The organism is Actinoallomurus oryzae, assembly GCF_039541955.1.
Classification (GTDB): Bacteria; Actinomycetota; Actinomycetes; order Streptosporangiales; family Streptosporangiaceae; genus Actinoallomurus; species Actinoallomurus oryzae.
Genome location: NZ_BAABHF010000041.1, coordinates 1 through 26,224, shown reverse-complemented (window position 1 = coordinate 26,224; position 26,224 = coordinate 1). Strand labels below are relative to the sequence as shown.

Genomic DNA, 26,224 nt, shown 5'->3' with positions numbered 1-26,224 from the left:
CGTTCAGCGGCACGGATGCGTTGCCGGCCAGGCTCGGGGACCTTTGGCTCTGCCGCCGGCCACGTCGATCAGGTTGCGTTGAAGGACGAGCTTGGGCGAGCGGAGCCTGGGGAGACGGGGCCGGTGGCGGTATTTCTTGACCGTGTCGATGCGGGTCGGCACCTCGCTGCGGTGATGCGGCACCTGGGCGCCGATGAACCGCTGGTTCTGGGCGTACCGCGTGGCGGTGTCGTCGTGGCCGCCGAGGTATCGCGGGCGTTGGGTGCTCCGCTGGATGTGCTCGTCGTGGGCAAGCTCAGTGTTCCCGGTCAGCCGGATCTCGTCATGGGCGCCATCGGCGAGGACCAGGTCACCGTCATCAACGACAATGTCGTACGGCTGGGCGGCGTGAACTCGAAAGAACTCGCGATGGTGGTCTCGCGTGCCCGAGCGGAGCTGGGGGAGCGGGCGGGCCGGTTGCGCGCCGCCCGGCCGGGCATGACGCTGACCGGCCGGGCGGTCATCGTGGTCGATGACGGTATCGCGACGGGCGTGAGTGCCCGTACGGCGTGCCGCATCGCGCGGGCGCGGGGCGCGCGCCGGGTCGTGCTGGCGGTACCGGTCGGTGCGGCCGACTCGGTGGCATGGCTGCGCCGCGAAGCTACGGGGATCGACGAGGTGATCTGTCTGGATGCCCCCGAGGCCTTCAGCGCGGTCGCCGACTGCTACGCGGATTTCGCCGAAACGACCGATGACGACGTCATCGGCCTGCTGGAACGGCACGGATGCCACTACGGGGGCAGCGGTACTGAAAGAGTCCTGGTCACGGCCGGCCATGCGTGCCTGCCCGGGCGTCTCGCGATCCCATCCGATGCCGCCGGGATCGTCGTGTTCGCCGAAGACTTCGCCGGCACCCGGCTTTCGGCGCGTGGCGAGTTCATGGCCGATGCGCTGCATCGGGCACGGCTGGGCACACTGTGCGTCGACCTGCGCACTCCCGCCGAGGAGTTCTTCGGTCCCGACGTCGTCGACGTGCCGCTGCTGGCGCGGCGTTTGGGTGAGGCCACCGACTGGCTGCGGCGTGATCCGGTGATCCGTGAGCTTCCCGTCGGGTATCTCGGCACGGGCTTCGGGGCCGCTGCGGCCCTGTCGGCTGCGGCGAGACCGGTCGCCCAGGTCACGGCGGTGGTGTCCTCGGGTGGCCTGCCGCATCTGGCCGGCCGGCTCCTGTCCTCGGTGCGTGCCGCGATCCTGCTGATCGTGGGCAGCGGGGATCAGCGTACGCTCGACCTGAACCGTCAGGCGCAACAGGAGTTGACGTGTGAGAACCGGCTCGTCGTCATCCCCGGTGCCGTCCATCCGCTCGACGATCCCGCCGCGCTGCGATCGAGCGCTGATCTGGCACGCGAGTGGTTCACAGCCCATCTGATGACGCCGAGCCGCTGACGGCTCTGTTCTCCTCCGGCTCGTCGACGTGATGGCGGCCGTGCTCGCGGGCGATGAGCACCGGGCAGGCGACGTGATGGACGACGGCATATGCGGTGGTGCCCAATGCCAGCGTGTAGTCCCCGAAGTGTTCCCGTGCCCCGATCACGAGCAGCTCCGCCGTTCGTGACGCCTCGGTCAGCGCGTGACGGGAGCTGTCGCACATGGCCGACTCCACGACGCGTACGCCGGGATGGCGCTCGCGCCATGGGGCGAGCGTACGGGCCAGGGTCTTCTCCTCGTTCTGTTCGAGTTCGGCGAAGGTCATGGGAGTCAGGCCGCTCGGTCCGGCCGGCATGATCGGCCGCCAGGCGTGGATCGCCCGCAGGCGTACGCCGCGCAGGTCCGCTTCGGCGAACGCGGCCCGCAGGGCCGCCTCACGATCGGCACCGACGACGATCTCGCGGTCGTCGATCGGTGGCCGCCATCCGGCATGGGCCAGGACCACCGGGCAGAGGGCGTGGCCGGCGACCTGCAGCGCGACCGACCCGGCCAGCAGGTCGCGGAAGCCGCCACGGCCGCGCTTTCCCAGCACGACCAGGCCCGCTTCGGCCGACCGTCGGATGAGTGTCTCGGCCGGGCCGCCCAGTACCACCTGGCTACGGACGTGTAGCTCGGGCGCGATCTTCTCGGCCCTGCGATGAGCATCCTCCACCGCATGGTGTGCTTCCTCCCAGTCGAGGCCGTGACCGAGGTCGACCAGTGGGGCACCCGCGAACACGTGGAGCACACACAGGCCGACGCCTCTCAAAGACGCCTCATGCGCCGCCCATCGCAGCGCTGCGTCACCGGGCGCCGAACCGTCGACCCCGACCAAGATCGGACGTAGCGGCACACCACGCCGCCTGGCCCGCCATGGACCCGCCATGAACCCATCGTGGGCCGTCGGACGGTCCTCGACCAGGGACGTTGGCCCCGGTTTCGGCTCTCGCGACCCGAGCAGGGAACCAGGCAGAAAGAGGATCGGAGGAATTGGGGGATCGGTATGACTACGGCACGTGAGGTTATGCATTCCGGTTGTGAGTGCATGAACATCAACGAGAATCTCGCCACTGTGGCCCGGCGCATGGCGGAGCTGGACATCGGCGCGATGCCCGTGTGTGGGGACGACAACCGGTTGAAGGGCATGGTGACCGACCGCGACATCGTGGTGAAGGCGGTGGCGCAGGGCAAGGATCCCGCTCAGGTAAAGGCCGGCGACATCCTCGATGGAGGCACCGTTTGGTGGGTCGACCCAGGCACCGACGTCGAAGAGGTCCTGCACGAGATGGCCGAGCACAGGATCCGCCGCCTGCCCGTCCTGGAGAACGAGGAGCTGGTCGGGATCATCAGCCAGCCCGACCTCGCGGCCAAGCTACCTAAGGACAAGATCGGGGAACTCGTCGAGACCATCTCCGGTTCGTCGCACTGAGCCTGAGTACCTGCGGTACGACGCGAGTGAGAAGGCGCCCGGGACCTTTGGCATGCTGACCCGCCGTCGTAGGGCCCTACTGGCCGTGTGGCGGATCCGCCGATGATCGGGTCATGGATCGTTCTCTCGTTCGGGACTACATGACGACGGACGTCGTGGTGTTGCGGCCGGATGACGGTTTCAAGGAGATCGTCCGGGCGCTGGCCGATCGTGGCGTCAGCGGCGCTCCGGTCGTCAGTGAGACCGGTCGTGTCATGGGTGTCGTCTCCGAAGCAGACCTGCTGCACAAGGAGGCGTTCATGCCGGTCGCGGAAGAGCCTCGGCGGTACTTCGCGAGCCGCAGCAGCACACGTGCGGCGCAGGCGAGGTCGGCCGCGGACACCGCAGCCGACCTCATGCACACGCCCGCCATAACCGTGACGATGGACACTCCCATTACCAGGGCGGCACGCACCATGGCCGTGCAGGGCATCAAGCGGCTCCCCGTAGTAGGGGACGACGGCGCCCTGGTCGGAATCATCAGCCGCGCCGATGTCATGGGGGTTTTTCTCGCGCCGGATGAGGAACTCCGCCGGGAGGTCATCTCCGAGGTCATTGAACGCAGCCTCTGGGAGGATCCGGAGCGGATCCGGGTGGAGGTCCGCGACGGGGTGGTCACCCTCAGCGGGCGGCTCGCGTCCAAGAGCCTCATTCCGGTCACCGTCGCGCTGACCCAGAGCATCGATGGTGTCGTCGACGTCATCGACGAGCTCTCCTACGAGAGAGACGACATGGCCTTCGCCCGACGAGAGCAGCGGCGATCCTTATGCGGCTGAGGGGGCCTGTCGTGCTGGTGAGCCATCAGTGATCACTCGTATACGGCAGCCATTCTCGGGCAGGCACGAGACGCGGTCGGCCAAGCCCGGACCTCCGAACGAGCCGCCCACCGACTTCGCCCTCGCCGCCGTCCTGGCGTCGCTGGCTACTGCCGATCGGCATCGCCATCACCCTGCTTCTGCTGATCGGCCGGGGGATGTCCGCCGGGCCACCGACCGCCTCACTGCCCTACAGCGACTTCGTCACCGACGTGAACGCGGGCAAGGTCGCCGCCATACGGATCAACGAGACCGGCGACGTCCACGGAACTCTCAAGGACGGCAAGGGCTTCGTCAGCCGGATCCCGACCGCGTTGAACAACACCCAACTCGAGGGCCGGCTACGCGCGAAAGGCGTGAAGATCACCGCGACGCACAGCGGCGATTCCGCCACGGCCTTCTTCTGGATGTTCCTTCCACTGCTGGTCATCATCGGCCTGTTCATGTGGAGCGGACGAGCGGCACAGCGTTCCATGGCGGGTGGAGCCGGCGGGTTCGGCCGGTCCAAGGCGAAGATCATCGAGGCGGAACGGCCCACGACCCGCTTTGCCGACGTGGCCGGCTATGAGGGCGTCAAGCGTGAGATCAACGAGATCGTCGACTTCCTGCGCCACCCCGACCGGTACGCCGCCGCAGGCGCCAAACCACCCCGCGGTGTGATCATGGTCGGACCACCCGGGACCGGAAAGACCCTCATCGCGCGCGCGGTGGCCGGGGAGGCGGAGGTGCCCTTCCTCTCGGTGACCGGCTCGGCGTTCGTCGAGATGTTCGTCGGCGTCGGCGCCTCGCGCGTACGGGACCTGTTCGACAACGCACGCAAACGCGCTCCGTCGATCATCTTCATGGACGAGATCGACGCGATCGGCGGCAAACGCGGCGCCCGCCTCATCACCGGAGGCCACGACGAGCGGGAACAGACACTGAACCAGCTACTCGCCGAGATGGACGGGTTCGACCAGTCCAGCGGCATCGTCCTGCTGGCGGCCACCAACCGGCCCGAGACACTCGATCCCGCCCTCCTGCGGCCAGGCCGCTTCGACCGGCAGGTCATCATCCCGTTGCCGAACCAGGCCGAACGCGCCGCGATCCTCGCGGTACACGCCAAAAGCACCCATCTCGCCGAGGACGTCGACCTGGACCGCATCGCCCGCGGCACGCCGGGCTTCTCCGGCGCCGACCTGGCCAACCTCATCAACGAAGCCGCCATCAACGCCGTACGCGCCGGACGCACCGTCATCAACGCGGCCGACCTGGACGCCGCACGTGACCGCGTGCTGCTGGGCCGCCGCGAGACCTCCAACGCGCTGCTGCCCGAAGAGCGGCGTGCGGTAGCCGTACACGAATCCGGTCACGCCCTGCTCGCGGCCCTCTGCGAACACGCCGACCCCGTCGCCGAGGTCACCATCCTGCCCGCCGGCCTCACGCTCGGCGTCACCGAGCAGCTCCCCGAAGCCGAACGCCACCTGTACAGCGAGGGTTACCTCACCGACCTGCTCACCGTACGGCTCGGGGGACGGGCCGCGGAACTGATCGTGTTCGGCGAGGGATCGACCGGCGCCACCGACGACCTCGCCGGAGCCACCCAGGTCGCCGCACGCATGGTCCGCGAGTTCGGTCTGTCCTCCACCCTCGGCCCGGTGGGGTACGCCACCGGCAGCCCGCAGTACCTCGGCGCTCCCACCGAAGACGCCCTACTGCGCCCGTACTCCGAACAGACCCAACGGATCATCGATGAGGAGACCGCGCGTCTGCTCCGCCGCGCCGAGGAACGGGAACCATGAGAGGTCCTCCTCGCGAGATCAGCAGGCGGGATGGGACGGTCATTCCCTTCGACCCTGAGCGCATACGGAGGGCGGTCGAGCACGCGGCCGCCGAGGCCGGGTGTAGCGATCCGCGCTTGACGGACGAGGTCACCGGACGTGCGGTGGCCGCGCTGGCCGAAGATGTCAGTGACCGGGTACCCGGTGTCGAGGACGTGCAGGACACGGTGGAGCGCGTGCTCATGGCGGCCGGCGCCGGCGACGTCGCACGCGCCTACATGCTCTATCGGACCCGGCGTACGGAGCTGCGCGAGTCCAAGCGGATGCTGGGGGTGCGGGATGAACTCAAGCTCGGTCTCGAAGCCGCCGCCGTTCTCAAGGAGCAGTATCTGCTTCGCGACGAGATGGGAGTGCTCCTTGAGTCGACCGGGGAGATGATGGATCGGGTCGCCCGTCACGTGGCGGCCGCTGAGGACGCGTTCCGGCCGAGCTCATCATCACGCTGGGCCGAGGCCTTCGCCCAGATGCTCCGCGCTCTGGAGTTCCTGCCGAACTCACCGACGCTGATGAACGCCGGCACCGAGCTGGGGCTGCTGTCCGGCTGCTTCGTGCTGCCGGTCGAGGACTCGCTGGAGTCGATCTTCACGACGGTCAAGGACACCGCGCTCATCCACCAGGCCGGCGGGGGAACCGGATTCGCCTTCTCGCACCTGCGTCCCGCAGGCGACATCGTGGGCAGCACCCACGGCCGCGCGAGCAGCCCGGTGTCGTTCATGCGTGTCTTCACACGGCCACCGAGATCATTCGCCAGGGAGGCCGGCGGCGAGGCGCCAACATGGCGGTGCTGGACGCCTCACATCCGGACATCGCCGAGTTCGTCACGGCCAAGACCGAGCCTGGCCGGTTCGAGCACTTCAACCTGTCCGTGGCGGCCGGCGGCGGAGATCGACGCCGGCGAACTGTTCGACCTCCTCGCTGCGCAGGCGTGGCGCTCCGGTGACCCGGGGCTGATGTTCATCGATCGCGTCAACGAGGCGAACCCGGTGCCGTCGCTGGGCCGGATCGAGGCCACCAACCCGTGTGGTGAGGTACCGCTGTTGCCGCATGAGTCCTGCAACCTCGGTTCGGTGAACCTTCCGCGGTTCGTCACCGACGGCCGTCTCGACTGGGAGCGGCTCACCGCGAGCGTGCGGCTTGCGGTCCGGTTCCTCGATGACGTCATCGAGGTCAATCGCTATCCGATCCCCGAACTCGACCACGCGGCGCGCCGAACGCGCAAGGTCGGCCTGGGCTTCATGGGGCTCGCCGAACTCCTGGCCGCGCTGCGGATCCCGTACGGCTCGGCGGACGCCGTCCGGCTCGCGGGCGATATCGCCCGCGAGATCACCGAGGCGGCCCGGCACGCCTCCGCCGAACTCGCCGCCGAACGCGGCGCCGACCGGCACGATCTCGATCATCGCGGGGACCACCTCGGGCATCGAGCCGATGTTCGCCATCGCCTACGTACGTGCGGTGCTCGGCCGGCACCTTCTTGAGATCAACCCGCTCTTCGAACGCACGGCCCGCCGGCTCGGGTTCTGGTCTGAGCAGCTCATGACCGATATCGCGGGTACCGGAGTCATCCCGCAGGACGCACGCGTGCCCGCGGACGTACGACGTGCCTTCGTCACCGCCACCGAGATCTCCCCGTCCGCGCACCTGGCGATGCAATCCGCCGTCCAGCGGCATATCGACGCCGGCGTGTCCAAGACGGTGAACCTTCCGGCATCGGCGTCCGTGGATGACGTGAAACGCATCTACCTTGAGGCCTGGCGTACGGGCGCGAAGGGCATCACCGTCTACCGCTACGGCAGTGAGCCGGGCCAGGTACTCACCTTTCTCGGCGAGCGGTGCAAGCAACCGCCCGTCCAGGTCAACGCTCCCTATGCCGGGGGCTGCATCGGGCACGTCTGCGAATACTGAGCCTTCGAGGCGGTCAGCCGGGCGGTATCTGTGGGCGGCGTTGCCAGACGTGGTCGGCGCCGGTCGGGCGGATGACGCGCAGGGCACTCTCGACGGAGGACTCGATGGGCCCGGATGTGTCGATCAGGGTGGCGTCCGGCCATGGGTCTGCGATCTCGGCCATACGCGCGGCGATCGCCGCGTCGGCGTCCGAGACACCCGGGGCCCGCGTCCGCAGACGCTCCTCCGCGAGAGGAGTCTGGCAGTCCAGAGCGATCAGGTCGGCATTGTCGGAGAGCGCGGCGGCGTCCGCCCGGAGCTGGGCGGAGGTCCAGGAGGCATCCAGGATGACCGATTCGCCGTAGGAAAGGAGCCTCGTGGCGCGCTTGAGCATCTCGGCGTAGGTACGCCGGTTCCAGAAGGCGGTGTAGATGCCGGCGCCGAACGCCGCCGCGGCGGAGATGTCGGGGGAGATGTCGGCGAGTTCCTTGCGGATCCGGTCGCTGTTGATGACGGTGAAGCCGAGCTGGTCGCCGAGGGCTTCGCTGAGTGCGGACTTGCCGGTGCCGGGCAGCCCGCCGACGAGGACGAGAGTGACCGCGCCGGCCTTCAGATGGCGGAGCGCGATCTCGGCGTAGCGTCCGGCCGCGGTGGCGGCGCCGGTCTCGCCCTGGCCCCAGCGCAGACAGGCGACCTTGGCGCGGACGAACGCCCGGTAGGCGACGTAGTGGTGACGCAGGGACGGCGGGGACGGGTCGGCGGCGTATTCGGCGTACCAGGCGGCGAAGTGCTCGGCGAGCCCGGGGGCACCCAGCCGCTCGAGGTCCATGCAGAGGAACGACGCGTCGTCGAGCCCGTCCAGCCAGCGCAGGTGGTCGTCGAAGTCCAGGCAGTCCAGGATCCGCGGCCCGTCGTCGAGGCAGAAGATGTCGTCGGCCATCAGATCGCCGTGTCCGTCCACGACGCGTCCTTCGTGGATCCTGGCGTTGAACAGCGGCTCGCGTCCGTCGAGGAACCTCAGTGCGAGCCATTCGATCTCGGTGGCCTCCCCGATATCGATCGCGCGCCCGTGGAAGGGCCGGACCTGGTCGAAGCTGTCCGTCCAGCGCCCGCGTAGGGCATCGCGGGTGCCCTCGGCCGAGATGTGGTCTCCTCGCGGCGCGGCGGCGTGTGCGCCGGCGAGGAGGCGGGCGATCGCCCGGAGAGCGCCCGCCGTCGGGACACCTGTCTCGACGAGGTGAGAGAGCCGGCGGTCGGCGGGCATCCGCCGCATCACGACGAGATGATCCATGGGCTCTCCAGAGGAGAGCGAGACGTCGGCGACGCCGAGGTAGACGTCGGGAGAGAACCGCCGGTTGAGCTCGACCTCGCGATGGCATGCCCGTTCCCGCCGGTCACGCGTGGAGAAGTCCAGGAAACCGAGGTTGACCGGTTTCTTCAGTTTGAAGGCCCGGTCACCGACGAAGAAGACCACGCCGGCATGCGTCTCCGCGACGTCTGCGGCTGTCATCGCCGTCGCCCCGGTTCGAGGCGGGTGTCCGCCGGCGGTGGTGCTACCGCTAAGCATGTTCCTCCCAGGTGACGATCGGCATGGCTCGTGGCCCGGTTCACGCTGTGAATTCCCACAATGGCTCCGCGACGGGGCACCGGCCAGGGCCTTCCGTCCTGTGTGTTCCGGCCCGAACGGCGCGGACCTGTGTGGATGGGGGGCGGGGCGTTCGGCTTGTCGCACCGGGACCGAAGCCTCTGTCCGGTCGGCTCCGTGAAGAGGGATGGTCGAGATGCATGAAGGGGGATCGACCGATGCGGACCAGGACCGGCCAGTGTGTGCTCGGAGATCGGACTCAGAGCATCGAGTCGGTGATCTTCGGCGTGGATGGAATCTCGTGATCAGCGATCTGTCGGAACTGCACCTCAAGGACACGCGCGTTCCAGCGCGGCAAGCCGCTTCCTAAGGCGGGTGAGCGCGCTCACTCGCTCTTTCCCCTCTGCTCCTCCCGCTCTTCGCGTAGGGCGGCGACCTCCTCGGTCAGGTCGATGCCGACGGGGCACCACACGATGCAGCGGCCACATCCGACACAGCCGGATGAGCCGAACTGGTCGTGCCAGGTGCCCAGCTTGTGCGTCAGCCACTGGCGGTAGCGGCTCTTGCCCGAGGTGCGCACGCTGCCGCCGGGCAGGTGGGAGAAGTCCAGGTCGAAGCAGGAGTCCCAGCGCTGCCAGCGTTCGGCGTGCTCGCCGGTCAGGTCGGTGACGTCCTCGACGGTCGTGCAGAAGCAGGTCGGGCAGACCATCGTGCAGTTGCCGCAGGTCAGGCAGCGGGAGGCGACGTCGTCCCAGCGGGCCGCGTCCAGGCTGCCGGCCAGCAGGTCCCGCAGCCCCTCGGGCTCGGGCATCTGGCGTCCCATGCGGTCGGCGGCCGCGGCGACCTCGGCCAGTGCCCGCTCCGTCGTAGTCTCGTCCGCCTCTTCGTGGGGGATCCGCTCCAGCATCGCCGTGCCCGCGCTGGTACCGACCTCGACGAGGAACCGTCCTTCACCGATCACCTCGGTAAGCGCGAGATCATAGCCCGCGTCGGCGCGCGGACCGGTGCCCATGGACGCGCAGAAGCAGGTCTCACCGGGCTCGGTGCAGTTGACCGCGATGATGAACGCGCCCGTACGGCGCGCGCCGTACGCCTCGTCGGGGTGCGCGCCGCCGGTCATGACGTGGTCCAGCACACCGATCGCCCGCAGGTCGCAGGGGCGGACGCCGAGAAAGGCATACCGCGGCGGCGTGTCCTCGGCCTCCTGGATCGAGAAGCCGCCGTCTTCGGTGCGCCGTCCCTCCCACAGCTTCACCCGCGGCGGGTGCAGGAACGGTTTCCACGACTGGGGCCCCGCGGAGTGGGCGAACGCCGCGTCGTCGTCGCGGCGGCGAGTCCGGTAACCGCCCGGCTCGAGTGTGACGCCCCAGCCGTAGGGGAGATCGTCAGCGGACGCGAGCTCGGCCAGGACGATCGCCCCGTCACGATGGGTGGGACCGATCACGGTGTAACCGTCGGCCCGCAGCGCACCGTGCAGATCGGCGAGCCCGTCCAGAATCCACGACATGGCCACCCTCCTCATCCGTGGGGCCGTACGACCGCCACCGAACACGGCGCGCTGTGCAGCATGGCGCTGCTGACCGAGCCGAGACGCAGACCATCGACACCGCCCAGGCCGCGTCCGCCGACCACCAACAGCCCCGCGTCCCCGACCGCGTCCAGCAATGCCTCCCGTGGTGGCCGGGGTACCAGTGACGTGCGGGCGTCAACGTACGGATACTTCTCGCGCCAGGGCGCCACGGTCCGCTCCAGCGTGCAACCCGCCGTTCGGGAAAGTTCCTCCTGGTCGATGTACCCGTCCACGCCCGCGGACATGATCGCCTCAGGCTCCCAATAGCCGTACACGGCCAGGAGCGGCCGACCACGCAGGGCCGCCTCCTCGAACCCGAAGCCGACCGCGGCCTCAGAGGCGACGGATCCGTCGACGCCGACCACGATCGGACTCCCAGGGGCGACGGTCGGTCGTCGCACCACGATGACCGGGCAGTGAGCGTAGGACGGGAGCTGGACTGCCGATGAGCCGACGAGCTGCTCGGGGCATCCACTCGCTCCACGCGCACCGACGACGGCGAGCGCCGCGCCGTGTGACTGGTTCACCAGCACCTCTTCCGCCGAACCGACCACCAGGCGGTCCCGCGCGACGGTCCGGGGAGAGGCCTCCCGGGCGATTCGGACGCCGCGGTCCAGGACATGCTGGGCCATCTTCCGAGCGGTGTCGAGTGCGACCGGTCCCGACGGCGGCACCGGGTAGGGCCAGTCCCAGGCATGACAGATGAGCAACCGCATCCGGCGAAGCTCCGCCTCACGGACCGCCCAGCACAACGCGCGCTCGCTGCCCGCAGAGCCGTCGAAGCCGACCATGACCTGGGAACCGTTCATCGGTTTCAGCATGGCTCGATGGACGCCTCCCCCGGACCGGGCAAAGGTCCTGCGGCCCGAGGCCGTTCGACACTCACCGGCACCTGGTGATGACAACGTGCACCTTGGGTACGGACTCAGTTACTGATGAGGCGTCGGCATGAGGCATGGCTCCAGCCGCCTGGCGTGAACCCCGAAGAAGCCGCCGAGCTGCTACTTCGTGATCTACGCAGTTCACGTCGGGGGTTGTCCAGTGCGGACGCGCGGCGGCGGCTGTTGCAGTACGGCCCCAACGAGCTGCGGCGGCGGGGCGGACGACGCTGGCCGGGAGAGCTGATCCGTCAGCTCGCCCACCCTTTGGCATTGCTGCTGTGGCTCGCGGCCGCGTTGCTGTTCACCGTCGGCTCACTCGTCGTGGCCGTCGCCGTTGTATTGATCATCATGTTGAACGCCGCCTTCGCCTTCGCCCAAGAGCTGCAGGCCGAGCGGGCGGTCGAGGCGCTGGCGGAGTACCTCCCGCTGCGGGCGAAGGCCGTACGCGATGGGCGGCCCGTGGAGATCGACGCGACTGAGCTGGTGCCGGGCGACATTGCGATCATCGAGGAGGGCGATCGGATCGCCGCCGACGTCCGGTTGCTGGCCGGGGCCATCGAGGTCGACATGTCCGCGTTGACAGGGGAGGCCGTCCCCACGCTGCGATCAGCGTCCATCCTGGATGTCGATGTTCCCGTGCTCAGAGCGCACGACCTGGTGTTCAGCGGAACGAGCTGCACCGGGGGCCAGGCACGCGGCGTGGTGTTCGCCACCGGCATGATGACCGAACTCGGCCGGATCGCCGCGCTGTCCGAACGCGTCAAGCAGGACCCCAGCCCGCTGGAACGGCAGGTCCGGCGGGCCGCTTGGCTGATCGCCGCGGTGTCGGTGGCGCTGGCGTTCGCGTTCATCCCGGTCGCGAGATTCGGCGCCCACCTGTCGCCGATCAATGCGCTCGTGTTCGCGGCCGGGCTGCTGGCCGGAATGGTCCCCGAGGGCCTGCTGCCCGTCATCACGCTGGCGCTCGCGGTGGCCGTGAAAGTGCTCGCCACACGCGGCGCGCTGGTCAAACGGCTGAGTGCGGTGGAGACCCTCGGCTCCACCGATGTGATCTGCACCGACAAGACCGGCACGCTCACCGAGAACCGCATGCGGCCGATGGGGGTGTGGACGGCCGCAGGCCGCACGGACCTGAACGGCACCGGAGCGAGTCTTGCCGGTGCCCCGCCCGACGCGGCGCTGGACGCCGTGGCCCGAGCCGCCGCCACGTGTAACAACGCGCGGCTTCGTCCGGGCCGGGAGCCGAGCGGTGACCCGACCGAGGTGGCCGTACTGCTCGCCGCGCAAGCATTGGGCGCCGACACCGACGCGGACCGTAGGGAGACCGGACGCCGCTGGCAGTTCCATTTCGACCCCGAGCTCAAGCTGATGTCGACCATCGACCAACACGGTGATGGCCTGGTCGTGCACACCAAGGGCGCTCCGGAGGCCGTCTTGCCCCGCTGCTCGACGTTACTGGACCAGAAGGGCCGGCGGATGCCGCTGAGCGTTCGAGACGAGGAGCACATCACCGCGCAGGTGGACGCCTTCGCCTCTGATGGGCTTCGCGTGCTCGCTCTCGCCGAGCGGGCTCTGCCGATCCAGCGACGGCCGCCACATCGGCGCGTGGACGCCGAGCGGGATCTGTGTTTCGTCGGTTTGATCGCGATGCTCGACCCTCCGCGTCCGGAGGTCCCGCAGGCGGTCGCGGACTGCCGTACCGCCGGGATCCGCATCATCGTCATCACCGGTGACCACCCGCTGACCGCCGTCGCCATCGCCCGGCGGGTCGGCATCACCGACGGTCATCCCCGGGTGGTGAGCGGCGAAGAACTGGATCGGCTCCACGAGTGTCAGATCGCTGAGCTGGTACGGGATGAACCCGACATCCTCTTCGCCCGCGCATCGCCGGAGGCCAAACTGCACATCGCCGATGCCCTACGCGAGCAAGGGCATGTGGTGGCGATGACGGGTGACGGCGTCAACGACGCCCCGGCGCTGCGCCGCGCCGATATCGGAGTCGCGATGGGCCGCTCGGGCACCGACGTCGCCCGGGAAGCGTCCACGATGATCCTCACCGACGACAATTTCGCTTCGATCGTGGCGGCCGTACGGTCCGGGCGGCGCATCTATGACAATGTTCGCAAGTTCATCATCTATATCTTTGCTCACGCCACGCCCGAGGTGATTCCGTTCCTGGTGTTCGCCGTCGCCGGCGGGGCGGTGCCGCTACCGCTCACCATCCTTCAACTGCTGGCCTTCGATGTCGGCAGCGAAACACTGCCGGCCCTTGCCCTGAGCCGTGAGCCGGCCGAGCCCGGTCTCATGCAGCGGCCACCACGGCCACGCTCTGAGGGAGTCATCCGTGGCCCCATGCTGCTGCGTGCGTGGTTCTTCCTCGGCGTTCTGGTCTGTTCCCTGCAGATGGCGGGCTTCTTCTACGTACTGACCCGCGCGGGCTGGCATCCCGGCGCGCCGACAGGCGCCGGTACGCATCTGCACCATGCCTATCGGCAGGCGACGACCATGGCGTTCCTCGGGATGATCGCCGGGCAGGTCGGGACCGCCTTCGCCGTACGCACCCAACGAGCGTCGCTGCGTTCCGTCGGCGTGCTGTCCAACCGCTACCTGCTGGCGGGAATAGCCGGCGAACTCCTCCTTGCCATGGTGTTCGCCTACACCCCAATGTTCCAGCAACTCCTGGGGACCACCGCGCTCCCTCCCACGGATCTGCTTCTACTGCTCCCGTACCCGTTCATCGTCTGGGGAGCGGACGAACTGCGCCGTTACCTGACCCGACGCCACGCCGCCCGGCGGTGACCGTCACCGCGATGTACCGGTGGGTTTGGGGAGTGATGTCCGGATTCGGAGAGTGTCATGAGAGTGTGAGTGGGAGGCCTTCAGTGTGTGTCGGCTCTGACGTGAGCCGCGTTTTCGGGGGGTTTCGTGGCCGAGGAACTGCCACTGGTCGTGGTCGGCGTCGATGGTTCGGATCCGTCGCGCGTGGCGCTGCGGTGGGCGGCCGAGGAGGCCGTGCTGCGTGGCCGGCCGCTGCGGATCGTGTATGCGGTGGGGCCCTGGGCCTGCGACATTCCCTTCTATCCCGAACCGATGATGGCCGAGTCCCTGCACGAGGCCGGACGGGCGATTCTGGAAGAGTCGGCTGAGGAGGTTCGCGGATGGCATCCCGGGCTGGGGGTGACGACCGTGCTCGGCGTTGAACCCCCGGCCGTGGCGTTGCGCCGTCAGGCCGAGGAGGCCTACGAGGTGGTCGTCGGGCATCGGGGGCGTGGTGGTTTCGCGAGCCTGTTGCTCGGTTCGGTGAGCCTGCATACGGCGGGCTACGCGAACGCCCCGGTCGTGGTGGTCCGTGACGGCGACCGGCCTGAGCGGCGGGAGATCGTCGTCGGCATCGACCTGTCGAAGCACGCAGCCGCCGCGCTGCGGTACGCCTTCGACGCGGCAATCCTCCGCCAGGCGCTGGTCCGGGTGATCTTCGCCTGGTGCCCGCCCGAGGGCCGGTACGCGGTTCTGGAGGTCGGGGAGTTGGCCCTGGCCGTCCGCCAGGAGGCACATCGGATCGTGGCGCCCTGGCGCGAGCGGTACCCCGATATCGCGGTGGCGGAGGACACCCCCCGCGACCATCCCGTCAAGGCGCTCGTGGAGGCATCGGCGGATGCGGATCTCGCCGTCGTAGCCGCGCGCGGCCACACCGGCCTACGACTCGGCTCGGTCAGCCACGGCCTGATCCACCACGCCCACTGCCCCGTCGCGGTCGTACCCTCCGGTGCGGAGAGCGATGACGGATAGACGCAGCGCATGAGCGGTATCGACGCGGCTGGTCGCGGCGGCTGACGATTCCGACGCTTGAGGTTTCTTCCGGGCCCACAGCCGGCCAGGGCCTTCCGTCCCGGCGCTTCGCGCCAGCGGCCGCGGTCTGCGCCAACCGGGCCGAAGGTCCCGTGACGGGCGTCCGTGCGGCCCTGTCCCAGGAAAGGCGGGCTGGCGATCATGTGAACATGGCGGTGCTGCGCGACTTCCTGCGGCGGTGGCGTCCGGCCGCGGTTCCTGGCGCGGCCGCCCGGTCGGGGGTGCCCGACGACCGGCCGGCCGGTGCGGAGGAGGAACTCGCCGAGGTCTTCGGCGCGCTCGAACCGGTCCACACCGAGTGCCGTGTGATCGCTGACGCCGCCCGGCACGAGGCGGACCAGGTGAGGGCGCGTGCGCGAGAGCAGGCCGAGGAGATCCTCGCCGAAGCACGGACGGCGGCGCCCGTCGTGAGGGCCGATGCCATGGAGCGGGCCCGGGCGGACAGTGAGGCCGAACAGGCGGCCATCGCCGCGGAGGCCGAGCGGCGTGCCACCGATATCCGCCGCCGTGCCGCAGATCGCATGCCCGCCCTGGTCGGCAGAGCCGTGGAACTGCTCGAACGGGAGCTGTGCCGATCCACGTACGTGAGGCCCGGACCGCCCGGCGGACCGGGGCCGTGAGGATCGGCGGCACGTCATGACGGCGGCCTGGGTCGCGGGAACCACACGAGCGAGGTCGCTCGTGTGGCGGCGTGCCGGGGGGTCCGGGGTCGCGCGCCGTGCCGCGTCCTCCCGCACGCTTGAAGAGGCGCTGGCCGCTCTCGGTTCGATGCCGTACCGGCATGACATACGCGCAGGCCAGAGTCTTGACGAGGCTCAGCACGCGGTACTGGCGACGCTGCTCTGGCACGTGCGCGTGCTCGCCGGGTGGCTACCGGGCACTGGTGCCGCGGCGCTGCGGGCGCTGGCGGGCTGGTTCGAGATCGCCAACGTTGACGCGTTGCTGTTCGGTGGGCCGTTCTTCGACTTGGGCGCGATGGCGACCGCGTGGCCCCGTTTGCGGAACGCGCCGGACCTGCGCCGGGCGCTTGCCGCCTCGCCGTGGGGCGATCCAGGCACAGATGACACAAACGCCATCCGGCTCGGTATGCGGATTCGCTGGGCCCGGCGCGTCGCGGCGGTCTCACCGGACGCACGGCCCTGGGCCGCCGGGGCTCTGGCCCTGCTCGCCGCCCGCGAGCGTTTCTCCGACGGGCGGCCGCTGCCGGAACCGCCGGTGGACCTGCTCGGACGGGAGACCGCAGGCGCCGATGACATCACCGAGTTCGGCCGCCGGCTGCCCGCCGACGCCGCCTGGGCCCTGAACGGAACCGAGATGCCGGGCGATCTGTGGGTCGCCGAGACGCGCTGGTGGGCCCGGCTGGAGCGTGACGGGCACGCGCTGCTGGCGGATTCGCGTCTCGATCTCGGGCCGGTGCTCGGCGCGGTCGCGGTGCTCGCCGCCGACGCGCGCCGTGTCCGTGCCGCGCTCGAACTGGCGTCCCGCGGCGGTCGGCCCCTGGAGGCGTTCGATGCCGTCGTGGCGTGAGTCGCTGATACCGGTGCGCATGGACCGGATCGCCGTGGTCGCCCCGGCGGACCGGATGCGAGACGTTCTGGTGCGGGTGGCCGACGCGGGTGCGGTCGAGTTCGACGAGGCGGCACCGCGACCCGTGCCGGAGGCCGTGCTGTCGGTCACGCCTCCGTCCGCCACGGGACGACCCGAGCTGCTCGCCGGTGAGGCGGCGCTGCGGGAGCGCTCGCAGGCGTCGACCACGCGGGACGGGGTGAGCGCGCTGCTCGGCTGGGTGCCCGCCGATACGGTGGCGGTGTTGTCCGAGCGCCTCGCGCCCGTGGAGGGTGCGGTCGTGGTTTTGCCCCGGCCCCGCGGTGTGGAGGTTCCATCGGTGCTGCGTACGGGGGGCGTGCGCGGCTCGCTTACGTCTCTCGTCGAGACGTACGGCACGGTTCCGTACCGGGACATGGATCCCACGCCGCTGGCCGCCGGGGCGTTCCTCCTGATGTTCGGGATGATGTTCGGTGACGTCGGGCACGGCGCGCTGCTGCTGCTGATCGCGGTCGCCCTGGCGTTCTGGCCTCGTCTGGAGCGGTTCCGGCGGGTCTGGCCGCTCGCCGCGGGCGCGGGCGTGGCCGGGATCGTCTTCGGCGTGCTGTACGGGGAGTTCTTCGGGCCGACCGGTGCGATTCCGGCGCTGTGGCTGCGCCCGATGGAGCGTCCGGTCGCGCTGATGGCGGTGGCGGTCTGCCTGGGCGGGGTGCTGCTGGCCGGGGCGCTGGCGCTCGGCACGGTCAACCGTGTCCGGGAGGCCGGCTGGGCCGCCGCGCTGTACGCCCCGTCGGGAGTCGCGGGGGTCGTGCTGCTCCTGGGGCTGGCGCTCGTCGCGGTCGGCTGGTATGCGGGCGTGGTCGCGGTGGTCGTCTCGGGAGCGGTGCTGGCCGCGCTGGCGATGCTACTGATCTTTCTGGGGTTCACCGGGGAGGGCGGCGTCTTCGACGCCTGCGTGGAGCTGTTCGACACGGTGCTCGGGCTCGGTTCGAATCTGGCCTCCTTCACCCGGCTGGCGGCGTTCGGGCTCACCCATGCGGCACTCGGATGGATCGTCTGGGAGGGCACGCGCGCCCTGTGGCCGCGCGGAACGGTCGCCGCGGTAGGGGCGGTCGCGGTCTTCGTCGCCGGGAACCTGCTGGCCTTCGCGCTGGAGGGTCTGGTCGTGGCCATTCAGGCGCTGCGTCTGGAGTACTACGAGCTGTTCTCCCGGGTTTTCCAGTCCCAGGGGCGGCCGTTCCGTCCCTGGCATCTGCCCGTCACGACGGAGGAGGTCTCCGCATGGCCGCCTGGCTCGTCGCCCTCCCGCTGATCGCGGCCGGGATCGTCCTCTCCCGGCTCCTGTGCCGTCGCGGTCCGCGTACCGTCCGCCTGCTCCTTCTCGCCGACGGGGTGATCGCGCTGGCCGCCGTCGGCGTCCTGTTGATCGTGCTGACCGCGGAGCCGTCCTCGGCGTCGCACGTGACCGCCGCGGTGAAAGCCGGTGCGAGGACGACGGGGAACTGGGCGGCGCTGCTCGGCGCCGGAATCGCGGTCGCGGGTTCGACGGTGGGAGCCGGGATCGCGGTGGCCTACACGGGAGCGGCGGCGATAGCCGCCATGAGCGAGCGCCCGGAGCTGTTCGGCCGGGTCCTGGTGATCGTGGGTCTCTCCGAGGGCATCGCCATCTACGGGCTGGTCGTCGGCATTCTGCTGCTCGGGAAGGCGTGACATGGCCGGGTTCGGGGAAGGCGCTGAGCGCGTGCGTGCGGCCGCCCTTGTTCCCGTCGCGGACGCGCTGCTGGCCGAGGCGAGGCGGGAGGCGGCACGGATCCGTTCGGAGGCGCGCGGCGTCGCGGACGCGCAGCTCGCCCGGGCCCGCGCCGAAGCGGAGCAGATCCTCGCCGGAGCTCGCACCGCCGGACACTCGGAGGCGGCCGTTGCGGCCCGCGCCGAACGGGTCCGGGCGCGGCGGAGGGCGCGGTCGATCGTACTCGCCGCTCGCCGCGAGACCTACGAGGAACTGCGCCGGCGGGTCCGTTTCGCGGTGGCCGCGCGTTGCGCGGAGAACCCGGAGACCGCGGACCTGCTGCGCCGGGTGGCGGTCGACCGGGCCGGCCCGGACGCGCGAATTTTCACCGCCCCCGACGGCGGCGTCATCGCCGTCGCCCCCGGACACCGCATTGACTGCTCGGTCCCCGCCCTCGCCGAGCACGCCGTGGACCTTCTCGGCGTGGAGGTGGAGCGGCTTTGGGCGTCCTGACCCGGGTCGACGGCCCCCTCGTGGAGGTGACGGATCTGCCGGAGGCGGGGATGTTCACGCTCGTGGGTCTCGGTCGGGCACGCGTCCCAGGGGAGGTCGTCGCGATCCGCGGCGACCGCGCGACCGTTCAGGCGTACGAGTACACCGGGGGACTGGCGCCCGGCGACCCGGCCGAGGCGTACGGCGAGCCGCTGTCCGCGTCCCTCGGACCGCACCTGCTGGGCGGTGTGTTCGACGGGCTCCTGCGTCCGCTGACGGACGCGGGTACATGGCTGACGGGCGAACGGGCCGGACCGCGATCGCGGGAATGGCGGTTCGTCCCTCTCGTCCGGCAGGGAGCCGAACTCGGTGTCGGAGAACCGGTCGGCACGGTCGAGGGCGCGGGCGCGGTGCGCTACGTCGTCCTCACGCCCACGGCCGGAAGGGTCACCGCTATACGCCCAACGGGCGCCTACGGTCCGGACCTCCCGGTGGCCTCGGTCGGTGGTCACGACATCGGCATGGCACAGAGACGGCCCGTGCGGCGCCCCGCGCCGTACCGGGAACGCCGGGAGGATCTCGTCCCGCTCGTCACCGGGCAACGCGTCGTCGATCTCCTGCTGCCGGTGCCGCGCGGCGGCGCGGCAGCCGTACCCGGAGGGTTCGGCACCGGCAAGACCGTGCTCCTTCAGCAGATCGCCAAGTGGTGTGACGCCGACGTCGTCGTGTACGTCGGGTGCGGCGAGCGCGGTAACGAGATGGCCGACGTGGTCGCCGAACTCGCCGAGCTGACCGACCCGCGGACCGGCGGCCGTCTCGCCGAGCGCACGGTCGTGATCGCCAATACCTCCAACATGCCGATGATGGCGCGTGAAGCCGGGGTCCACACCGCCATGACCGTGGCCGAGCACTTTCGTGACATGGGCTACGACGTCGTGGTCATCGCCGACTCCACCTCCCGTTGGGCGGAGGCACGGCGGGAGTTCGCGTCGCGGCACGGGGAACTGCCGGCCGAGGAGGGATATCCGGCGGATCTCGCGTCGGCTCTGGCGGCCTTCTACGAACGTGCCGGCCGGGTCACCACGCTCGGCGGCCTGGCCGGTTCCGTCACCGTGATCGGCGCGATCTCGCCGCCGGGCGGTGACATGACCGAGCCGGTCACCACCCTGACGCAGCGCTTCGTCCGCTGCCTGTGGAGCCTGGACCGGGATCTGGCCTACGCCCGGCACTATCCGGCGGTGTCGTGGGCGTTCTCATTCGCCCGGGACGCGGACGCCATCGCCGGCTGGTACGCCCGTCACGGGATCCCCGGGTGGGCTGAGCGTCGCGACCGCGTGGCGGCCACGCTGGCCGAGGCCGACCGGCTCACCCTGCTGGCCGAGCTCGTGGGGGCCGGCTCCCTGCCCGCCCGCGAGCGCGTGGCGCTCCTGGCCGGGCGGCTGCTGCGGGAGGGCGTGTTGCAACAGAGCGCGCTGAGCGCCGTCGACGCCTTCTGCGCCCCGGAGCGCACCGCGGCGCTCACCGACGCGGCGCTGGCCGCCATCGCCGAGTGCGAGGACATGGCCGCGCGCGGGACCGCGCCCGAGGAGATCGAAGGCCGTGACTTCTCCTCCTTCCTCCGGGCCAAGGAGCGGCCCGCGGAGCCGGGCTGAGGCGGTGGGAACGGATGTGGCCCGAGCCGGAGTACACCGACATCACCGACCTGCGCGGCCCACTGATCGTCGTCCGGGGCACTTCCGGCGTGGGCTGGGACGAGTTCGCCCGGATCAGGCTGGACTCCGGTGAGGAACGCAGCGGGCTCGTCCTCGAAGTGGACCGGGACCTGGCGGTCGTGCAGGTGTTCGAGGGCACGGACGCCATGACCCGTCATGATGCGCGGGTGGCCTTCAGCGGCGGCCCGTTGAGGATCCCGGTCGGGGACGGCTGGCTCGGCCGGGTCTGCGACGGCCGGGGAGAGCCAAGAGACGGAGGACCGCCGGTGTTCGGTGCCACCGACGCGCCGGTCGGGGGCGCACCGCTCAACCCGACACGGCGGAGCCCTCCCGCCGAACCGGTGCTGACCGGGATCTCGGCGATCGACGCTCTGACCACTCTCGTCCGGGGCCAGAAGATCGCGATCTTCTCCGCACCGGGACTTCCGCACCTGGAACTCGCCGCCCAGATCGGGGCTCAGGCCAGTGCCGGCGGCGAGCCGTTCTGTGTCGTCTTCGCCGCCATGGGCCTCACCCACGCCGACGCCGCGACCGTACGTGACAGCCTGGAGGAACGGTCGGCCGCCGGCGAGCTGGCCCTCCTGCTCAACCTGGCGGACGACCCGGTGATCGAACGTGTCCTCACCCCGCGGCTGGCCCTCACGATCGCCGAGAACCTGGCGTTCGCAGGCGGGCGGCACGTCCTCGTGGTCCTGGCGGACATGACCAGCTACTGCGAGGCGCTACGCGAGGTGTCGGTGGCGCGCGGAGAGATCCCGGCACGGCGCGCCTACCCCGGCTACCTCTACAGCGATCTGGCCTCCCTGTACGAGCGGTGCGGGCGGATCCACGGCACGGCCGGCTCGGTCACGGTGCTGCCGGTCCTCACCATGCCCGCCGGGGACATGACGCATCCGGTGCCGGACCTCACTGGGTACATCACCGAGGGCCAGATCGTGCTCGCCCCGGACGTCGGCGTCCACCCGCCGGTCGACGTCCTGTCGTCGCTCTCCCGGCTGATGCGGGCCGCCGTGACGCCTGCCCACATGGACCTCGCGGCGCAGATACTGGCCGCGCTCGCCCGGGCGCGCCAGGCACGCGAGCTCGCCGAGCTGGTCGGGGCCTCCGCGCTCAGCGAGTCCGATCAGGGTTTCATCGCGTTCGAACAGGGTTTCCGTGACCGCCTGCTGGCCCAGCGTCTGGACGAGAACCGCCCGCTCGAGGAGACGTTCGACCGTGCGTGGCGGGCGCTGAGCACGCTGCCGCGCCGGGAACTGACCATGGTCACGCCGGCTGAGCTGGACGCGCACCTGCCGGGAAACGATCGGGGTGGGACGTGATGACCTCGCTCGCGCGCGTCCCTCCGGGCCGGGCCGGCCGCCTGTGGCTTCGCCGCCGCCTGGCGATCGCCCAGCGCGGTGTCGATCTCCTTCAGCGCAAGCTCCGGCTCCTGGTGCGGGTTCATCACCGGCTGGTGTCCGAGGCGGAGCGTACCGGCCAGGAGTGGACGGCCACCTGCGCGGATGCCGACAAGTGGGGCTTGCGGGCGTGCCTTGCGGATGGTCGCCGGGCACTGCGTCCGGCATCGCCGGCCGAAGTGACGGTTCGCTGGGCGGAGACGATGGGCCTGCGTTACCCCGCCGGCGCGACCTGTACGCCGCCGCCGGACCCGCCACCTGTGTGCTCGGCGGCGCTGGACGAGGCCCGGCAGGCCGCGGAGATCGCGATACAGGCGGCGGTCCGGCACGCCGTGGCGCAGGAGGCCGAACACCGCGTGGCACGGGAGATCAGCGTGACCCGCCAGCGCATCCGTGCCCTGCGGGACCGATGGATCCCCCGCCTGATCGCCGCGATCGAGCACATCGATCTCGCGCTCGACGAGGCCGAGCGCTCCGACGCCGCCCGCCTCCTGCGGGCCGGCTCGGGCCGTTCGGGCGACCGCGCCGGGACGGAAGCCCCTGCCCGGGCGCCCCCGTGAGCGGAGATGTTGAGGAAACGTAGGGAGGTCATGATGCGAACCAGGACCGACGGCCACTGTGTCCTCGGCGAGCCGGCTCACAGCGTCACATCGGTGATCTTCGGCGTGGACGCGATCGTCGACGCCGCCCAGGCGTCCGCGGCGGCGTGGAAGACGGTGCTCGATCCGTTCCTGCGAACCCACGCGGCGGTGCACGAGACCGAGTTCACGCCTTTCGACGTGCGCGCGGACTACCTGCGGTTTCTGCAGGGGAGGCCGCGGCTCGAAGGACTGCGTGACCTCCTCGCCGCACGAGACATCGTCCTGTCCTACGACGATCTGCGTGGGCTGGCGATGAGCCAGGAGGAGTTCTTCCTCGGCGAGGTACGCCGGCACGGTCTCATGCCGTTCGCCTCGGCCATCGCGGTCCTGCGCCGGCTTCACCGCGGCGGGGTTCGCACGGCGGCCGTCTCGGTGCGTCCCGAAGGCGCCGAGATCCTCAGGAGAGCTGGAGTCACCGACCTGTTCGACGTGGTCATGGACGGCTTGGACTCACCCGGCACGACGTTGCCCGAACACCCGAACGCCCAGCTGTACCTGCAGGCGGCGCGGAGGCTGGGCGTCTCACCCGGCCAGGCGGCGGTCATCGAGACGTCCGCCGCGGGCGTGGCGGCCGCGCGCGAGGCCGGAGTCGGCGCCGTGGTCGGCGTCGATCCCACAGGCGCGATCACGCCCCTTCGCGAGCACGGCGCCAGCCCGGTGGTGACGGACCTGGCGGAGCTGAGATTCCGCAGTGCGCGCGCTGCCTGAACGACCGCTGACCACCGACCCCTGGCGTGTCGGCTACGAGGGCTTCAAACCCGCCGAAGAGCGGCTGCGCGAGGCGCTGTGCACCCTGGGCAACGGCTACTTCGCCACGCGCGGAGCGGCGCCCGAGGCGAACGCCGGAAACGCCCACTACCCAGGTACCTATGTCGGAGGCTGCTACGACCGGCTGCCCTCACGGATCGCCGGCCGTACGGTGGTCAACGAGGATCTGGTCAACGTTCCCAACTGGCTGCCGCTGACCTTCCGCGCTCAGAACGGTGACTGGTTCGCTCCCGAGCGGTTCGACCTGCTGGACTACCGTCAGGAGCTGGACCTGCGCCGGGGGCTGCTGAGCCGGTGGCTGCGTTACCGTGACGCCGCCGGGCGCGTGACCGAGGTCGCCCAGTGCCGGCTGGTCTCGATGGACGACCCGCACCTCGCGGCGCTCCAGACCACGATCCGCGCGGAGAACTGGTCCGGGAGGCTGGAGATTCGTTCGGGCCTCGACACGCGGGTCGGCAACCGCGGCGTCCCCCGCTATCGCGGGCTCGCGAGCGAGCACCTGACCGCTCGCTCGACCGGCGCGGACCGCGACCTCATCTGGTCGGACGCCATGACGGCCACCTCCGCGGTGCGGATCGCGCTGGCATGCCGCACTGTCGTCCACGACACCGAAACCGCCCATGGGGAGACTCGCGTCCAACCGGGCTGGATCGCGCGACACCTGACCGTCGCGATCGACCGGGATGAGGTCGTGACCGTCGAGAAGGTCGTGGCACTGCACACCTCGCGCGACCGCGCGGACGGGCCCGCTCCCATGGTGACGGCCCGTCGGGCCGTGGCGCGGGCACCGGACTTCGCCGAACTGCGTGAACGGCACCGTCTCGCGTGGGCGAGCCTGTGGCGTCGTGCCCGCCTCGACGTCGGCGGCGGTCCGGCGCAGCGGACGGTCAACCTACACCTGTTCCACCTCTTGCAGACGGTCTCGCCGCACACCGTGGACCTCGACGTCGGCGTGCCCGCCCGCGGGCTGCACGGGGAGGCGTACCGCGGCCACGTCTTCTGGGACGAGCTCTTCGTGCTTCCCTTTCTCAGCCTGCGGTTCCCCGAGGTGGTCCGGGCCCTGCTGCTGTACCGCTGGCGGCGGCTGCCGGCGGCCCGGCGCGCGGCACGGGGCGTCGGTCGCACCGGCGCGATGTACCCCTGGCAGAGCGGCAGCGACGGTCGTGAGGAGACACAGGTCCTCCACCTCAACCCCAGCTCCGGCCGCTGGCTACCGGACAACTCGCACCTGCAGCGGCACGTGGGGCTGGCGATCGCCTACAACATCTGGCAGTACTACCAGGCGACCGGCGACCTGGACTTTCTGGCCGGCGAGGGCGGGGAGATGCTCCTGGAGATCGCGCGCTTCTGGGCGAGCGCCGCGACGTTCGATCCCCCGACGGACCGGTACGACATCCGCGGCGTGATGGGGCCCGACGAGTACCACGACGCCTATCCGGGCGCGGCAACGCCCGGTCTGGACAACAACGCCTACACCAACGTGATGGCGGCGTGGACGCTCTGGCGGGCACTGGATCTGCTGGACCTGCTGCCGCTCCGGCGGCGGAAGAGACTCTGCGAGCGGGTGGCCCTGGCGGAAGAGGAGCCGGCGCGGTTCGACCACGTCAGCCGGCGACTGCGGGTGATCTTCCACCAGGACGGCGTGATCAGCCAGTTCGATGGCTATGACCAGCTCGCCGAGTTCGACTGGGAGGGCTATCAGAGCAGGTACGGCGACATTCGCCGCCTCGACCGGGTCCTCGAGGCCGAGGGCGACACGACGAACCGTTACAAGGCGTCCAAGCAGGCCGATGTGCTGATGCTGTTCTACCTCCTGTCGGCCGATGAGCTCCGGGCGCTGTTCGCCCGGCTCGATTACCGCTTCGACCGCGAGACGATCCCCAAGACGGTGTCGTACTACCTGACCCGCACCTCACACGGCTCGACGCTGAGCGCGGTCGTGCACGCCTGGGTGCTCGCCCGATCTGACCGCCTCGCCTCCTGGCGGTTCTTCCTCGAGGCCCTCGACAGCGACCTGCATGACGTCCAGGGTGGTACGACCGGTGAGGGCATCCACCTGGGCGCCATGGCCGGAACACTCGACCTCGCTCAGCGCTGTTACACCGGCCTCGAACTCCGTGGCGACGTCCTGCGCCTCGCCCCCGCGCTGCCGCCCGGTCTGCCCGGGCTGGCCATGGAACTGCGGTATCGCGACCATGCGAGCGTGCGGCTGCGTGCCGGTCCGGACGGTGTCCGCATCAGCCTGCCTCCCTCGGCGCTGCCGCCGATCAGGGTCGCCCTCGGCGACGGCCCGGTGAGCATCCTGCCGGCCGGGCACACGCTCTGGCTCCGGCCGGGCCGTACGAAAGAGTGATCACAAAACCGGATGGTCCAACGCCCCGCTGCGCCGCTCCAAGCGCCCTCCTGCCGAACGCTCCAAGACCCGGCTGAACCCCGCCGTGGCCAGGCGCTCGTTCGTACGGAGGTGTCGGCTCAGGAGGACGAGGCGGCGGTGTCCTGGTCGAGGCGGTCCCGAGCCTGTTCGAAGGCGCGGGCGTGCTCTCCCTCGTCCGTGGCGGTGCCGGAGAACATGCGGGCGGCGTCGGTGTCACCGGCCGTCTCGGCCCGGTGGGCGAAGGTGGGGTA

The 26,224-nt window shown here is 70.4% G+C and carries 22 protein-coding genes and 1 pseudogene; 19 read left to right on the top strand and 4 right to left on the bottom strand.

From position 1 onward, the window contains the following. Nucleotides 1-15: 15 nt before the first annotated feature. Entirely contained in the window at nt 16-1,425 is a 1,410-nt protein-coding gene (locus ABEA10_RS32625) for a phosphoribosyltransferase family protein (protein WP_345470499.1), read from the top strand. Here ABEA10_RS32625 and ABEA10_RS32620 read toward each other — a convergent pair. Further along, entirely contained in the window at nt 1,394-2,332 is a 939-nt protein-coding gene (locus tag ABEA10_RS32620) for a universal stress protein (RefSeq protein WP_345470498.1), read from the bottom strand. The two genes, ABEA10_RS32625 and ABEA10_RS32620, sit on opposite strands and share 32 nt — an antisense overlap. A 117-nt stretch (nt 2,333-2,449) precedes the next feature. Here ABEA10_RS32620 and ABEA10_RS32615 point away from each other — a divergent pair, with 117 nt between their 5' ends. From ABEA10_RS32615 to ABEA10_RS32595, 6 genes and pseudogenes are all read left to right on the top strand, one after another. Then, nucleotides 2,450-2,875, top strand: a complete 426-nt coding sequence (locus tag ABEA10_RS32615; RefSeq protein ID WP_345470496.1) for a CBS domain-containing protein — start codon at nt 2,450-2,452, stop codon at nt 2,873-2,875. Between the two features lie 113 nt (nt 2,876-2,988). Continuing rightward, nucleotides 2,989-3,690, top strand: a complete 702-nt coding sequence (locus tag ABEA10_RS32610; protein ID WP_345470494.1) for a CBS domain-containing protein — start codon at nt 2,989-2,991, stop codon at nt 3,688-3,690. 197 nt (nt 3,691-3,887) lie between these two features. Beyond that, on the top strand, nt 3,888-5,510 hold the full coding sequence (gene ftsH / locus ABEA10_RS32605) for an ATP-dependent zinc metalloprotease FtsH (RefSeq protein ID WP_345470492.1): 1,623 nt from the start codon (nt 3,888-3,890) through the stop codon (nt 5,508-5,510). After that, nucleotides 5,507-6,489 (top strand): annotated as a pseudogene (locus ABEA10_RS51335) (ribonucleotide reductase N-terminal alpha domain-containing protein). The gene ftsH and the pseudogene ABEA10_RS51335 overlap by 4 nt, the downstream one beginning before the upstream one ends. Next, nucleotides 6,386-7,024 carry a hypothetical protein gene (locus ABEA10_RS51330; protein ID WP_425550988.1) on the top strand — a complete coding sequence of 213 codons (639 nt, stop codon included), beginning with the start codon at nt 6,386-6,388 and terminating at the stop codon, nt 7,022-7,024. The pseudogene ABEA10_RS51335 and the gene ABEA10_RS51330 overlap by 104 nt, the downstream one beginning before the upstream one ends. Further along, complete coding sequence (locus tag ABEA10_RS32595) at nt 6,975-7,451, top strand: hypothetical protein (protein WP_345470489.1); 477 nt, start codon at nt 6,975-6,977, stop codon at nt 7,449-7,451. Before ABEA10_RS51330 ends, ABEA10_RS32595 begins: the two co-directional genes overlap by 50 nt. Nucleotides 7,452-7,464: 13 nt before the next feature. On the opposite strand, the gene ABEA10_RS32590 is transcribed toward ABEA10_RS32595, so the two are convergent. From ABEA10_RS32590 to ABEA10_RS32580, 3 genes are all read right to left on the bottom strand, one after another. Then, nucleotides 7,465-8,940 (bottom strand): bifunctional aminoglycoside phosphotransferase/ATP-binding protein, encoded by a 1,476-nt coding sequence (locus ABEA10_RS32590; protein WP_345470487.1) that lies wholly within the window; start codon nt 8,938-8,940, stop codon nt 7,465-7,467. A 460-nt stretch (nt 8,941-9,400) separates the two neighbouring features. Then, nucleotides 9,401-10,522, bottom strand: a complete 1,122-nt coding sequence (locus ABEA10_RS32585; protein ID WP_345470486.1) for a 4Fe-4S dicluster domain-containing protein — start codon at nt 10,520-10,522, stop codon at nt 9,401-9,403. An 11-nt stretch (nt 10,523-10,533) separates the two neighbouring features. Next, nucleotides 10,534-11,394: a universal stress protein gene (locus tag ABEA10_RS32580; protein ID WP_345470484.1), complete on the bottom strand. Its 861-nt coding sequence runs from the start codon at nt 11,392-11,394 to the stop codon at nt 10,534-10,536. Nucleotides 11,395-11,520: 126 nt separating this feature from the next. Here ABEA10_RS32580 and ABEA10_RS32575 point away from each other — a divergent pair, with 126 nt between their 5' ends. The 12 genes from ABEA10_RS32575 (at nt 11,521) to ABEA10_RS32520 (ending at nt 25,952) form a co-directional block, all read left to right on the top strand. Then, complete coding sequence (locus tag ABEA10_RS32575) at nt 11,521-14,265, top strand: cation-translocating P-type ATPase (RefSeq protein ID WP_345470482.1); 2,745 nt, start codon at nt 11,521-11,523, stop codon at nt 14,263-14,265. A gap of 126 nt (nt 14,266-14,391) precedes the next feature. Continuing rightward, a complete protein-coding gene (locus ABEA10_RS32570; RefSeq protein ID WP_345470480.1) occupies nt 14,392-15,255 on the top strand; it encodes a universal stress protein in 864 nt (287 codons plus the stop codon). 209 nt (nt 15,256-15,464) lie between these two features. Then, complete coding sequence (locus ABEA10_RS32565) at nt 15,465-15,935, top strand: V-type ATP synthase subunit E family protein (RefSeq protein WP_345470478.1); 471 nt, start codon at nt 15,465-15,467, stop codon at nt 15,933-15,935. A 16-nt stretch (nt 15,936-15,951) separates the two neighbouring features. Next, the gene (locus ABEA10_RS32560) at nt 15,952-16,842 is read left to right on the top strand and encodes a hypothetical protein (protein ID WP_345470476.1); all 891 of its coding nucleotides are present in this window, start codon (nt 15,952-15,954) and stop codon (nt 16,840-16,842) included. Next, entirely contained in the window at nt 16,826-18,172 is a 1,347-nt protein-coding gene (locus ABEA10_RS32555) for a V-type ATPase 116kDa subunit family protein (protein WP_345470474.1), read from the top strand. The genes ABEA10_RS32560 and ABEA10_RS32555 overlap by 17 nt, the downstream gene beginning before the upstream one ends. Further along, nucleotides 18,142-18,570, top strand: coding sequence for an ATP synthase subunit C (locus ABEA10_RS32550; protein ID WP_345470472.1), 429 nt, complete (start codon nt 18,142-18,144; stop codon nt 18,568-18,570). The genes ABEA10_RS32555 and ABEA10_RS32550 overlap by 31 nt, the downstream gene beginning before the upstream one ends. Before the next feature lies 1 nt (nt 18,571). Next, a complete protein-coding gene (locus ABEA10_RS32545; protein WP_345470470.1) occupies nt 18,572-19,102 on the top strand; it encodes a hypothetical protein in 531 nt (176 codons plus the stop codon). After that, nucleotides 19,090-20,733, top strand: a complete 1,644-nt coding sequence (locus tag ABEA10_RS32540) for a V-type ATP synthase subunit A (RefSeq protein ID WP_345470468.1) — start codon at nt 19,090-19,092, stop codon at nt 20,731-20,733. Before ABEA10_RS32545 ends, ABEA10_RS32540 begins: the two co-directional genes overlap by 13 nt. A 14-nt stretch (nt 20,734-20,747) precedes the next feature. Beyond that, on the top strand, nt 20,748-22,112 hold the full coding sequence (locus tag ABEA10_RS32535; RefSeq protein WP_345470466.1) for a V-type ATP synthase subunit B: 1,365 nt from the start codon (nt 20,748-20,750) through the stop codon (nt 22,110-22,112). Then, a complete protein-coding gene (locus tag ABEA10_RS32530) occupies nt 22,112-22,750 on the top strand; it encodes a V-type ATP synthase subunit D (protein WP_345470465.1) in 639 nt (212 codons plus the stop codon). Before ABEA10_RS32535 ends, ABEA10_RS32530 begins: the two co-directional genes overlap by 1 nt. Before the next feature lie 33 nt (nt 22,751-22,783). Beyond that, nucleotides 22,784-23,539 (top strand): HAD family hydrolase, encoded by a 756-nt coding sequence (locus ABEA10_RS32525; RefSeq protein WP_345470463.1) that lies wholly within the window; start codon nt 22,784-22,786, stop codon nt 23,537-23,539. Then, on the top strand, nt 23,523-25,952 hold the full coding sequence (locus ABEA10_RS32520) for a glycoside hydrolase family 65 protein (protein ID WP_345470462.1): 2,430 nt from the start codon (nt 23,523-23,525) through the stop codon (nt 25,950-25,952). Before ABEA10_RS32525 ends, ABEA10_RS32520 begins: the two co-directional genes overlap by 17 nt. Nucleotides 25,953-26,224: the final 272 nt, after the last annotated feature.